This window comes from Desulfosarcina cetonica JCM 12296 (assembly GCF_001311845.1).
GTDB lineage: Bacteria > Desulfobacterota > Desulfobacteria > Desulfobacterales > Desulfosarcinaceae > Desulfosarcina > Desulfosarcina cetonica.
The window spans coordinates 18,556-30,461 of sequence record NZ_BBCC01000067.1 but is presented as its reverse complement, the minus strand read 5'-3'; the positions used below and the strand labels follow the sequence as shown (position 1 = coordinate 30,461).

The 11,906-nt window shown below is 57.9% G+C and carries 16 protein-coding genes and 2 pseudogenes; 8 read left to right on the top strand and 10 right to left on the bottom strand.

Going from position 1 to position 11,906, the window contains the following annotated elements; translation table 11 throughout:
* Positions 1–10 precede the first annotated feature (10 nt).
* The 10 genes from JCM12296_RS16055 to hoxE all read right to left on the bottom strand — a co-directional run bounded on the left by JCM12296_RS16055 (position 11) and on the right by hoxE (position 8,200).
* Entirely contained in the window at positions 11–829 is an 819-nt protein-coding gene (locus JCM12296_RS16055) for a nucleotide-binding protein (protein ID WP_054695097.1), read from the bottom strand.
* An 875-nt stretch (positions 830–1,704) separates the two neighbouring features.
* A complete protein-coding gene (locus JCM12296_RS16050; protein ID WP_054695094.1) occupies positions 1,705–1,932 on the bottom strand; it encodes a hypothetical protein in 228 nt (75 codons plus the stop codon).
* Positions 1,904–2,197 carry a BrnT family toxin gene (locus JCM12296_RS36490; protein WP_083456194.1) on the bottom strand — a complete coding sequence of 98 codons (294 nt, stop codon included), beginning with the start codon at positions 2,195–2,197 and terminating at the stop codon, positions 1,904–1,906. Before JCM12296_RS36490 ends, JCM12296_RS16050 begins: the two co-directional genes overlap by 29 nt.
* 146 nt (positions 2,198–2,343) lie before the next feature.
* Entirely contained in the window at positions 2,344–2,472 is a 129-nt protein-coding gene (locus JCM12296_RS50560) for an IS1096 element passenger TnpR family protein (RefSeq protein WP_083456193.1), read from the bottom strand.
* Between the two features lie 232 nt (positions 2,473–2,704).
* Complete coding sequence (locus tag JCM12296_RS16040) at positions 2,705–2,980, bottom strand: hypothetical protein (RefSeq protein ID WP_054695086.1); 276 nt, start codon at positions 2,978–2,980, stop codon at positions 2,705–2,707.
* Positions 2,981–3,257: 277 nt separating this feature from the next.
* Positions 3,258–4,679, bottom strand: coding sequence for a Ni/Fe hydrogenase subunit alpha (locus JCM12296_RS16035; RefSeq protein ID WP_054695083.1), 1,422 nt, complete (start codon positions 4,677–4,679; stop codon positions 3,258–3,260).
* A gap of 51 nt (positions 4,680–4,730) precedes the next feature.
* Complete coding sequence (locus JCM12296_RS16030; protein WP_054695080.1) at positions 4,731–5,273, bottom strand: NADH-quinone oxidoreductase subunit B family protein; 543 nt, start codon at positions 5,271–5,273, stop codon at positions 4,731–4,733.
* Entirely contained in the window at positions 5,270–6,031 is a 762-nt protein-coding gene (hoxU, locus tag JCM12296_RS16025) for a bidirectional hydrogenase complex protein HoxU (RefSeq protein WP_054695079.1), read from the bottom strand. Before hoxU ends, JCM12296_RS16030 begins: the two co-directional genes overlap by 4 nt.
* Positions 6,028–7,683: an NADH-quinone oxidoreductase subunit NuoF gene (gene nuoF / locus JCM12296_RS16020; RefSeq protein WP_054695078.1), complete on the bottom strand. Its 1,656-nt coding sequence runs from the start codon at positions 7,681–7,683 to the stop codon at positions 6,028–6,030. Before nuoF ends, hoxU begins: the two co-directional genes overlap by 4 nt.
* Positions 7,625–8,200: a bidirectional hydrogenase complex protein HoxE gene (gene hoxE, locus JCM12296_RS16015; protein ID WP_054695077.1), complete on the bottom strand. Its 576-nt coding sequence runs from the start codon at positions 8,198–8,200 to the stop codon at positions 7,625–7,627. Before hoxE ends, nuoF begins: the two co-directional genes overlap by 59 nt.
* A 267-nt stretch (positions 8,201–8,467) precedes the next feature.
* Here hoxE and JCM12296_RS51420 point away from each other — a divergent pair, with 267 nt between their 5' ends.
* The 8 genes and pseudogenes from JCM12296_RS51420 (at position 8,468) to JCM12296_RS15985 (ending at position 11,904) form a co-directional block, all read left to right on the top strand.
* Entirely contained in the window at positions 8,468–8,995 is a 528-nt protein-coding gene (locus JCM12296_RS51420; RefSeq protein ID WP_306304046.1) for a F0F1 ATP synthase subunit beta, read from the top strand.
* A pseudogene (locus JCM12296_RS51415) lies at positions 8,958–9,465 on the top strand (F0F1 ATP synthase subunit beta); the annotation flags it as partial. The gene JCM12296_RS51420 and the pseudogene JCM12296_RS51415, both read left to right, overlap by 38 nt.
* Before the next feature lie 63 nt (positions 9,466–9,528).
* Complete coding sequence (locus JCM12296_RS51410) at positions 9,529–9,867, top strand: ATP synthase beta subunit C-terminal domain-containing protein (RefSeq protein ID WP_479690866.1); 339 nt, start codon at positions 9,529–9,531, stop codon at positions 9,865–9,867.
* Positions 9,864–10,250: an ATP synthase F0F1 subunit epsilon gene (locus JCM12296_RS16005; RefSeq protein ID WP_054695076.1), complete on the top strand. Its 387-nt coding sequence runs from the start codon at positions 9,864–9,866 to the stop codon at positions 10,248–10,250. The genes JCM12296_RS51410 and JCM12296_RS16005 overlap by 4 nt, the downstream gene beginning before the upstream one ends.
* An 18-nt stretch (positions 10,251–10,268) precedes the next feature.
* Positions 10,269–10,559 (top strand): annotated as a pseudogene (locus tag JCM12296_RS16000) (AtpZ/AtpI family protein); the annotation flags it as partial.
* The gene (locus JCM12296_RS15995) at positions 10,556–10,861 is read left to right on the top strand and encodes an ATP synthase subunit I (protein WP_172683926.1); all 306 of its coding nucleotides are present in this window, start codon (positions 10,556–10,558) and stop codon (positions 10,859–10,861) included. The pseudogene JCM12296_RS16000 and the gene JCM12296_RS15995, both read left to right, overlap by 4 nt.
* Positions 10,845–11,519 (top strand): F0F1 ATP synthase subunit A, encoded by a 675-nt coding sequence (locus tag JCM12296_RS15990; protein ID WP_054695068.1) that lies wholly within the window; start codon positions 10,845–10,847, stop codon positions 11,517–11,519. The genes JCM12296_RS15995 and JCM12296_RS15990 overlap by 17 nt, the downstream gene beginning before the upstream one ends.
* Positions 11,520–11,625: 106 nt before the next feature.
* Entirely contained in the window at positions 11,626–11,904 is a 279-nt protein-coding gene (locus JCM12296_RS15985) for a F0F1 ATP synthase subunit C (RefSeq protein ID WP_054695064.1), read from the top strand.
* Positions 11,905–11,906 lie beyond the last annotated feature (2 nt).

Below are 11,906 nucleotides of genomic sequence, written 5' to 3'. Positions count from 1 at the left end.
TAGCGAAATCTCAGTATCCCCATATTTCTATTTGCTTTTTCATCTGGTAAAAGACTTCAGTAATGCTTTTATGATAAGGAAGATAGACCACACCATTTATGTCAGAAGGAACTTCTACATTTCCTTTGGAGAAAATCATGATGCGCCTTTGCTCGGGTGACCTTAGCATCCCCAGAAAATAACCAAGTTCAAAAATTACATTTTGCCGTGCCCGAAGCGTTTCGCTCTCGCTCATTTTGTCATCCGGCGTGAGGAGTACCGCAACTGCTGTGCAGGTCTCAGCCAGGCGTTCGAATTTTGAAATTATTGTATCGAGTCCGATACTTGGTTGCTCACTTAGAACGACTGGTTCAAGGGCGAATTCATCTTTGAGGACTCTGCATAATTCATGCATCGAAGTCATATCATGGCCATGTACGACGAATATTTTTCGATTCAGTGCTTGGCCTTCCTGCATCTCTGGTTCCTCGTTAACGGATGAATTCAGAGCGCTCTCTCCTTTGGCCCTTTTAAGAATCTCAGTCGTTATGTCCTCGCCTTTAGTCAGCGCTATAGATTTTGGGATGGTCGCCATATCCGCAACATTTGACCGCCGCATTTTTTCATAATGTTGGTCTATATAGACTTTGGCGGGAGAGGGTGTCTTTACAACTTTAAGTCTTCTTACTTTGCTTGGAGCAATCATGTAGCCATCGAAAATGAACTGCTCTCCACGTGAGAATGGCAGAAGAATATCCGAAAATAGCATATCGAGGTTGAGGTCGTTCAAGTAATGTCCTGGGCCTTTTTCGCCCTCGGCAACAAGATGGCAATGGTAGAATTCTGGCATTTGTATCACCTCCTTACATCACGCTAACGTTTGAATTCAGCAGCGAGCGAAGCGAGTCTGCTGGAATGATGGGGTACGCCCGGCATGGGCGTGCACTTATGGGGTGTAAGTCCCCTATGTGTGAACCCGACCGGAGCACCATTGTCCGATCGAAACATTAGCCGACGGCAAGGGCGTTCCCGCGAGCGCGTCTGAAGGAAGCCCGAGTGCAAAACTGTGAGCCGACGAACAGAAATGGCATATAAGGCCGAGTCTCCGGGTAAGCTATCACCACATAACGAAGCCCTGGGTTCGGGAGATACGGTAAATGCCGCGGTTGTGCAGCGACAGTTCACGTTCTTATCCGGGGAGATCTGACCGACAAGTGGCCATCAGCAACATCCTCATCCGTTCGCAGAAATTACCGGAAGGGGCAACCGGTTGACCAAGTCCCAACGGCATCGGGAATGCAGCTGCCCGACGCCGTGCCAAGAACAAAGAGCGCAACCAGGATGGATGCCGGCTGCTTGCTGGTGAGCAACGCCCTGGCGGGTAACCGCCCGGGTGATCGGTCAGAAGTCAGCAGAGGCCATAGTAGCCCAACGCCCGGTGTAATGGCCGGGACATGGCGAAGGGCCGAACTCAGAGCAGGTGCCAGTGATCATAGGCTCAAGCAAATAGGGCCGACCGGCCAGACATGTCTTGCTTGGCGCGATATGAACCCGCTGTGCCCCTAATGGCCGCCTGTAGTAGCTGTCAAAGAACTATAGTCGATCATTCAAATTCCCGGCTACGGCCCGGATGGTTTTGGGAACCGCCCAGTGCGGACCCGCTTGCTAGGGTGGTGTGGGGGCTGGGGGAGAAAAACCCCCGGCTACCCGATTATGGCTTATAGGTTATTGATGAGCAGTATATTCATCAAGCAATCTGCGTATCATTCTTTGGTACTGGGTATTGTATTTCTTGGCTTCTTTTTTAAAAAAATCAACGCTGGTTTTACTAAGTGATAGAGTAACCTTCACTGTTTCGTCTTTTAGCGCGAGTTGCTCAGGTGAAGGTAGAAAGTCGGTAATTACCCTAACTTTTCCAACTGGCTCATCCGTGTATTTTATTTTCTCTTTCATATATTTGTTTGCCTTTCCGCCAATATCCGGCTCCAAAAATTCTGATTTTTTTGTATCTATAGGTGAATCTAACCGTCATTATTCCATCTGCGACTCTGCCAAGGCAATAAAACCGTTTTTCAAGATCACTGTGTTCAAGATCCTCCAGAATGAAACGGTTGTGATCGAGAAAAGCGAGCTGCGCTAAGGCAAAGGACACTCCATGCTTTTCTTGATTAATCAAGTCCTTAGCTTGATCCCATTCAAAATCAGTTCGCTTTTTCATGTGTACATATTGTATGCGGAGCGGATTTTTGTCAATACAAATATATGGCTATATAGATGGTTGGTGTGCCATAACGCTTGGCATCAGTGGACGCGCGCTTTTTGCGCTCCGCTGAATGCCGATGTTGGCTACTGCGATCAGAAAAGTTAATCTTTCATATCCTTTAGTTTATTGTTAATATTGTGTATATCGAACTCGTCAGGATCGAATTTTCCACCTATCCATTCAAGCATAGAATCATGCTCATCATGTTTTGGATTTTGTATTGCCTCTATAAAATCGTAGGTGTATCAAGACGCTTGATTATTCTGAATCACCCGAATGTGGATATCTGCAGTCAGGGTTGGCACAGGTGTTTGACCGCTTCGACAAGGGCCGGCAGGGCGGCTTCCACCGGCGGGGTCAAGGTGTCCCCGAAGTCGAAGTCAACGCCTGCCACGGTCACCTGCTCGGATCGGGGGACGCGGCCACGAATTACTTTTGTCCATGCCAGGAGATCGGCTGGCGTCATTCGGTGAAGGAGCGCGTTGGAAAGTAGGTCCGCGGGCGCAGGCGCCTAATCGAAACGGCGCCGGGCGGGGATGCGATTTCGGCATCGATGAAAATTACCCGGTCCGCTTCGCCGACGGCAACGGCCAGGTCCTCGGTCAACTGCTGCCGGAAGATCACGGTGGCCGCGTCATCGGCAAGCGCATCGCTCAAAAGTGGCGCCGCCCGATAGCCAACGCCGTCATCCCGGCGAAGGGGGTTGCCGAAGGCGATCACGAGTGTCTTCTGCTGCATGCCTTCCCTCCCCGAAATTTGGAAATTCGGTTCTCCAGAAAGCTCCAGTGATTTTTGATTAAGCAAATCGCATAAACCAAATCGTCGGAGGGTTAGTGTTAAGTGTAAAGTCTAAAGTGTTAAGGAAAGGAATACTGCCAATTTGTTAATCAAACGGATCCGATCCACCGCTTAACACTTAATACTTAACATTATTTTGAAACGTTTTTGGACGCGTTCAAGCCCCCCATAACTTGAGCTTTGTAGATAACCGCATTTGGAAAACCCCTTATGCCTTCTATCGCCACTTTTCGTCCATCACGCGGCCGTCGGGCCCCAGAAGCCGGACATGCAGCGTCATCATGCCAAGGGCATGGGTGGCGCAGCTGAGGCAGGGGTCGAAGGCCCGGATCACCGCTTCGAGCCGTGTGAGGACGGGCTCGGAAACCTCCCCGTTTTTGATGAAATGCCGGGCGACCTGAAGCACCCCGTGGTTCATGGCAAGGTTGTTGTTGCCCGTGGCGACGATGAGGTTGACACCGGTGATGAGGCCGTTTTCGTCCACCTGGTAGTGGTGGAACAGCGTCCCCCGGGGGGCCTCCACAACACCGATACCCTCGAAGAAGTTCGGCTGGGCGTGGGATCGCACTTTGGGGCTGAGGATGTCGGGATCGGCTGTCAGTTGCTCGGCCTTTTCAATCGTGTAGAGAATTTCGATCAGCCGGGCATAATGATTGTAGAAGGCGCTTAGCACCGGGCCCTTCTCCAGGCTCTTGAACTCGGCCCACTCCTCATCCGCCAGGAGCGTCCGGCACCCGCCGCAGACATTCAGGCGGGCGGCGGGTCCCACGCGGTAGATGCCCTCGGGATACCCGATGGGCAGGTAGTAGGGCGACTTCAGATAGGAGTCGTTTTCCACGGCCTCGCCGATATAGTCGGCATAACGCGCCGGCGGCACCTGGTCGGCGACGATGTTGCCCTGATAGTCCATAAACCGGAGGTTCCCGTCAAAATGCGCCAGGTTGCCGCGGGGGTCCACCAGCCCCAGGAACATGGACGGAAAGTTGGCGAAGGTGCGGATCTCTTCGCGGTAGTCTTCCATGGACGGTTTGAACCACCCGATGGTGCGCAGGACGATGTCCCGGGCCTCCGGGAGGACCGCCCTGATATTCTCGAGGTTTTCCGTTGAAAGCGGCTCCCCCACGCCACCGGGAACCACCCAGGTGGGATGGATTTTTTTGCCGGCCAGCCATTCGATGATCGACTGGCCGATCTGCCGCAGGCGGATGCCGTCGGTGGCCAGTTGGGGATGGGTTTCCAGCAGGCCAAGGATGTTGCGCTTTTCCGGCGGGCCGTCGAAACCGAGCAGCAGGTCCGGCGATGAGAGGTGGAAAAAGCTCAGGGCGTGGGACTGCATGATGGAGGCGAGGTTCAGAAGGGTCCGAAGTTTTTGTCCCGCCGCCGGGACGGTAACCCCGAGGATGGCGTCGCAGGCCTTGGCGGACGCCAGGGCGTGCGAAATCGGGCAGATGCCGCAAATCCGTTCCACCAGGGACGGCATCTCGTAATAGGGCCGGCCCTCGCAGAACTTTTCAAAGCCCCGGAACTGGGTGACATGGAAGGCGGCATCTTCGACGTGCCCGGACGCATCCAGTTGAATGGTGATTTTCCCATGCCCTTCGATACGGTGAACCGGATCGATTACAATTTGACTGCCCATGGCGTACCTCCCGCTTGATCACAGTCTCCCCTACTGCTGGTGGTTCAGGTGTTATCCGAATCGGGCCCTGCCGGCCAGGTCCGGCGGGCGACCCTCCAGAAGTGCCGACAGTACTTCGAAAATGGCATCCGCCGCCGGCGGACATCCCGGCAGAAACATTTCCACGTCGATAAAGGCGTGTACCGGCCGGACCCGCTCAAAGAGGTGCGGAATGTCCCGGTCCGGTATCCGGGGCTGGTGGGTCGCGTTCTCCAGGTAGCTTCGGGTCAGTACTTCCCGAAGGGCGAAGCGGTTGCGCATGCCGGGGACGTTTCCGGTGACGGCGCAGTCTCCGAATGCCACCACTTGCCGGGTATTGCGCCGGATCAGGTGAAGTTTCTCGACATCCTCCCCGCTGGAGGCGGCACCTTCAATGAAGCAGACATCCACGTTCTGCGGATAGGTCCGGGTATCGACGAGGGGGCTGAACACCAGGTCGATACTGCCGGCGACGGCCGCCAGGCGCGCATCGATATCCAGCAGTGACATATGGCACCCGGAGCAGCCGTCGAGCCAGATGGTGGCGATGCGCGTTTTTGTGGTCGGGGGGCTCATATCTCGGCTTCCTTTCGCATCATTTGAAGATAGGGGAGAAATTGCGGTCGTTTGGTCATTTCCGCGACGGACTTTCCCTTCTCGGACAGGGCGCCGGTGGGGCATACCTGGACGCATTTCCCGCAGCCGGTGCAGGTTTCGGACTCGCCCCAGGGCTGGTTGAGATCCGATATGATTCGGGCATGAATGCCCCGGCCGGAAATGTCCCAGGTGCTGGCGCCCTCGATGTCCTTGCAGACACGGATGCACCGCAGGCACAGAACACACCGGTTATGGTCCAGCGAAAATCGGGGATGGGAGGCATCCACCGACTGGGGCGGGTTGAGATAGTCGTAGCGGACATGGGTCATGCCGAGCTTGACGGCCAGATCCTGCAGCTCACAGTTGCCGTTGACCACGCAGACCGCGCAGACATGGTTTCTTTCCGAGAAGATCAGCTCCAGTATTTTGCGGCGGTAGTCGCGGATGCGCGCAGAGTCGGTGATCACGTCCATATCCTGCTTCACCAGGGTGACGCAGGCGGCAAACAGCTTCGGGCTCCCCTGGATTTCCACGATGCACAGGCGGCAGGCGCCCCGTTCGGCAAGGCCGTCCAGATGGCACAGGGTGGGAATGAAAATGCCGTTCTGGCGGGCTACCGTCAGGATGGTCTCGTCTTCCCGGCCGCTGACGTCCCTGCCGTCGATCCGCAAGGTATAGATGCGTACGGGATTGACGTCCGTTCTGGGCTTTTGGGCGATCGGTGCGGTGGGTGTCATGTGGTGGCCTCCCGGGCTTTTCCCATGGCGCATACGCCGGCTTCACAGTGATGCCGGCGGACATGGGCCGTGTACTCGTTTTCGAAATACCGCAGCGTGCTTTTCACCGGGTTCGGCGCCGTCTGGCCGAGGCCGCACAGGCTGGTGGCGCCCACAAGGTCGCACAGCTCCTTCAGGGTGTCGATATCTTCGATGCTTCCGTCTCCGGCGGTGATCCGTTCCAGAATACCGAAAAGCTGGGTGGTGCCGACCCGGCAGGGCGCACATTTCCCGCAGGATTCGGACATGCAGAACTCCATGAAGAATTTGGCCACATCCACCATGCAGGCCCCGTCGTCCATGACGATCATGCCACCGGAGCCCATGATGGCGCCCACTTCCCTGAGGGAATCGTAATCCACCGGCATGTCCAGGAACTGTTCCGGCACGCAGCCGCCGGAGGGACCGCCGGTCTGGACGGCCTTGAACCGTCGGCCGGCGGGAATCCCGCCGCCGATGTCGAAAACGATCTCCCGCAGGGTGGTCCCCATGGGCACCTCGATGAGCCCGGTGTTATTGATCTTGCCGGCCAGGGCGAATACCTTGGTGCCCTTGCTTTTTTCCGTGCCGATGCCGGCGAACCAGCCGCCGCCGCGACGGACGATGGGGGCGATGTTGGCAAGCGTTTCCACGTTGTTGATCAGGGTCGGGCATCCCCAGAGACCGAATTCGGCGGGAAACGGCGGCCGGGGACGCGGTCTTCCGAGCCTTCCCTCGATGGAGGCGATGAGGGCGGTCTCCTCGCCGCAGACAAAGGCGCCGGCCCCCAGCCGCAGCTGAATGTCGAAGGCAAAGGGCGTGTTGAAGATATTTTCGCCGAGAACCCCCAACCGCTTTGCCTGCTTGATGGCGCGGCGCAGCCGCTCGACGGCCAGGGGATACTCGGCCCTCACATAGATGTAGCCCCGGGAGGCGCCCACGGCGTAGCCGGCGATGGCCATGCCCTCGATCACCCGGTGGGGGTCGCTCTCCAGAACGCTTCTGTCCATGAACGCGCCGGGATCTCCCTCGTCGGCATTGCAGACCACGTACTTGACGGCCTGCCGCGCCTTGTAGACCGTCGTCCACTTCAGGCCGGTGGGAAATCCGGCCCCGCCCCTGCCCCGAAGGCCGCTGGCGGTGACCTCGTCGATGACCTGCCGCGGGCTCATCTGTCTCAGGGCCTGGTAGAGCGCTTCGTAGCCACCCGCGGCGATATAGCTTTCGATGCGTTCGGGTTCGATGATGCCGCAGTTTTCGAGAACGATTTTCTTCTGCCGGGAGAAAAACGGTTGATCGGCCGGCAGCAGCAGCCGGGAAACCGGGGCGCCGGTGAGGCTGCCGATGATCTCCGGGGCATCGGATGGCTGGACCGCCTGATAGGTGACATTCAGGGGGGAGATGTCGATGAGCGGTCCGACGGCACAGAGTCCCAGGCATCCGACCCCCCGGACCAGGCAGGCCTTTTCTTTCCCCTGCCGACGGATTTCTTCTTCAAGGGATGCTTTCACGACATCGCTTCGGCAGGAGAGGCAGCCGGCGGCCATGCAGACGTTGATGCGATAGCGGTACGATTCAACGGCATCGGTTTCGGTTTTCGCGATCTCCTGCAGATTCTCGATGGTCAGCGTCATGTGACCTCCATGCCTGAAGTTTGTTCACAACGGTGTCCAGCGTAAGGTTGCCGACAACGGTGCCGTCGAACACGCCCGCAGGGGCCAGTCCGCAGGCACCGAGGCACCGGGCGGTCATGAGGGATATCTTCCCATCCGCAGTGGTTTCCCCCGCATGGATGCCCAGCATTTCTTCGACCTTTCGAAATATCTCGGCTGTCCCGCTAATGTAGCAGGCCGTGCCCTTGCACAGCACGCAGGTATGCTCGCCGGGGGGCTTGAGGGTGAAAAAATGATAGAAGGTGGCCACTGCATATACACGGCTTAAGGGAACTTTCAGCCGGCCGGCGACATAGCGCATCAAGTCGGGTTCGAGATAGCCGAAGGCTTCCTGAACGGCATGCAACGTTTCGATCAGCGCGTGGGACGCATATCCGTGCAGGCGCATGGTTCGGTCGATGATTCGAAGGCGCTTGTCAGGGGTAGCGGGGGAGAGGGAAGGTGATGACAAAGCGGGTGAAGCCGTCGCAGGGGTCATGGGTCGGCCTCCGTTTATTTGAAGGAATTGTTTTCTTTTTTATACCGGCAAGAAACGCGCCAATCACGGGTTTGAAAACAATAAGGAAAACAGTGGGTAACAAAATGGAATCGGAGAATGTCGGTAGATTATGGAAAAAATCCGACGGCCTGAAAAGAAACCGGACACGGAATAATGGATGAATGCTTCATGCAGTGCCGCGAAACGTTCGCAAACAGCCCTTTATGCCGGGTTTTGCCTGGCACGGATTCTGCTTTTTAATGAGAAATGGATCCCATTGCATACCAGAAGCGTGACGCGGCAGCCATCCAAGGACAAATTGTGTCTGTCCGCGGCAACGTCGTGGATCTTGAATTCCCGGAATCCCTGCCCCCGATTCACGCACTGATCCGCTCGGGCGAGGACGGCGGCGTTTGTATCGAAACCACCGTCCACGTCAACCAACGGCAGGTCCGTGGTATCGCGCTGAACGCCACCGCCGGACTCTATCGCGGCCAGCCGGTCTGGACCGACGGAAAGCCGCTCATGGCGCCGGTGGGAGAAGCGCTTTTGGGCCGCATGTTCAACGTCTTCGGGCAGCCCATCGATGGTGAGCCGGCACCGGTCGGGCTCGGCTACCGCTCGGTGCACCAGGCGCCCATCGAACTGGCCCGGCGGGTGACCTCGCAAGAGGTGTTTTTCACCGGCATCAAGGCCATCGACCTGCTGGTTCCCCTGGAACGGGGGGGGAAGGCGGGCCTTTTTCGGCGGTGCCGGTGTGGGCAAGACCGTGGTGATCACCGAACTGATCCATAACATGGTCGGTAAGCACAAGGGGATGAGCATTTTTTGCGGCATCGGCGAGCGCTGCCGGGAGGGCGAGGAATTACACCGGGAGATGGCCGCCGCCGGCGTACTGCCCAATACGGTGATGGTCTTCGGACAGATGAACGAGCCCCCGGGCGCGTTTCCGGGTGGGGCACACGGCCTTGACCATGGCTGAATATTTTCGCGACGATCTGGGCCGCGACGTGCTGTTGCTGATCGACAATATTTTCCGTTTCATCCAGGCCGGTTCGGAACTGTCCGGGCTATTGGGCCGGCTGCCCTCGCGCATGGGCTACCAGCCGACCATGGCTACCGAACTGGCCGAACTGGAAGAGCGCATCGCCAGCACCCGTCAGGCGGCGATTACTTCCATTCAGGCGGTCTACGTACCGGCCGACGATCTCACCGACCCATCGGCGGTACACACGTTCAGCCATCTCTCCGCCTCCATCGTGCTCTCGCGCAAGCGGGCCAGCGAGGGATTCTATCCGGCCATCGACCTTTTGCAATCCCGTTCGATCATGCTGCAACCCAGCATCCTGGGCGAGCGCCACCACCGGGTGGCCAGCGAGGTGCGCCGCATTCTGGCGACCTACGAGGAGCTTAAGGACATCATCGCCATGCTGGGCATCGAGGAGCTGTCACGGGAGGACCGGCGGACTGTCCACCGGGCACGGCGTCTGGAACGATTTCTGACCCAGCCCTTTTTTACCACCACCCAGTTCACCGGCCTGGCGGGCAAGCTGGTGGACGTCGGGGAAACCATCGACGGATGCGAGCGGATCCTCAATGACGAATTTTCCGAGCATCCCGAAAGCGCCCTGTACATGATCGGCGGCATCGGGGAGGTGACACGGTGAAACTCACCGTCTTCCAGCCGGAAGTCGTGTGCCTGGACGAAACGGTGGTCAAGGTGGTTGCCCAGGGACCGGAGGGGGCCTTCGGACTTCGCCCCCGACACCTTGACATGGCCGCCGCCCTGTCACCCGGCATCCTGGCTTTCTGGACCCCGGACGGCACCGAACACTTCCTGGCGGTCAACGGCGGTATTTTGGTCAAACAGGGAGAGACGGTGCAGGTGGCCACGCGGATGGCGATACCCGGTGAATTGGGTTCACTCAAGGCGGCGGTGAATCGCTTCATCACCGAGATGGATGACCGCGAACGGCAGACCCGGGCAGTGTTTGCCCGCCTTGAGGCCGATTTCATCCGGCGATTCGTGGAGTTCGGGAAAAATGCCTGACGACCCGTCAAAAATCGGAAAACGTTTCCGGAAGCCGTGGGTACCGTCGAAAAGCGCAAACTGCGGGCCCGGGAGAAAAAAAGGGATCCCATCTGGTTCGGTCTGGGAACGTTCGGTGTGGTGGGATGGGCCGTGGCGATTCCCACGGTCGTGTGCATTTTCCTGGGGGTCTGGATCGATCTTCACTGGCCCGGTCCCTACAGCTGGACGCTCATGCTGCTGGTCATCGGCCTGGCCCTGGGATGCCTCAACGCCGGTTTCTGGGTGAAGCGGGAAAAGCACGCCATCGATCGGGAGAGGGAAGAATGATGGATGACAATTTCATCTTACTAGTTTTGGCGTTTTTGTGGGGCACCTTGCTTGGCCTGTTCTATTTCGGCGGATTGTGGCTGACCGTAAAGACGGTGCTCGGCAAACGGCGGCCGGGGCGCTGGCTGGCGATCAGTGTGGTCGCCCGCCTGGCCGTGGTCCTGTCCGGCTTCTGGATCATCCTGCGCCAGGGTCCGGCAACCTTTTTCTTTACCCTGGCAGGGTTCTTCCTCGTGCGCATCGTTTTGACCCGCAGGCTGGGTCCTGAAAGAAAAGGTTCTTATCATGCAACTCACCCCTGATGATCACATCTGGTGGCAGCTTGGCCTGCTAAAGGTCAACAGCACCATTTTGTTCACCTGGGCCGTGATGGTGCTCCTTTCCGCCGGCTCCTGGCTGGTCGGCCGGCGTCTGCAAACCGGTGCCCGGATGTCACGGGTGCAGCATGTTCTCGAGGTGGTGGTCCACGTCATCGACCGCCAGTTGGACGAGATCTCTCCGCGCCGGCCCAAGGGCCTGTTACCGTTTTTGGGGACCTTGTTTCTCTTTATCGCCGTATGCAACCTTCTGGCCGTGGTTCCCGGGTTCGAGCCACCGACGGGGTCCCTCTCCACCACGGCGGGACTGGCCATCTGCGTTTTCCTGGCGGTCCCCATTTACGGCATCGGGGCCATCGGCGTAAAGCGCTATGTCGGCAACTATCTCCAGCCGACCCCCTTCATGCTGCCGTTCAACATCATAGGCGAGTTCAGCCGGACCCTGGCGCTTTCCGTGCGCCTGTTCGGCAACGTCATGAGCAGCACCATGATCGGCGCCATCCTGCTGATCATCGCGCCGTTGATCGTTCCCATTCTCATGCAGCTGTTGGGACTTTTGACAGGCATGGTCCAGGCTTACATCTTTGCCGTGTTGTCGGCGGTATACATCAGCGCGGGAATGGATGTGGCAACGACGACGTAAACACGCCCGGCGTGCCGACCGGGATGGGGACGATACGGGACGAGGCAACGCGCCCATCTGTGAATGAGGGTAGAAAAGAACTGCCAGAGACAAAAGGAGGACCGCTATGGAGGCAATCGGTTGGGTAGCAGTGGCGTCCGTTCTGGGGGCCGCCATCTGCATGGGCATCGGCGCCATCGGACCGGCCATCGGCGAAGGACGCGCCCTGGCCCAGGCGCTCAGTTCCATCGCTCAGCAGCCGGACGAGACCAGTACCATCACCCGGACCCTGTTCGTGGGCATGGCCATGGTGGAATCGACGGCCATCTACTGTTTCGTGGTGACCATGATACTGATCTTCGCCAATCCGTTCTGGAAGTACTTTCTTTCAACGGCCGGAGGCTAAAC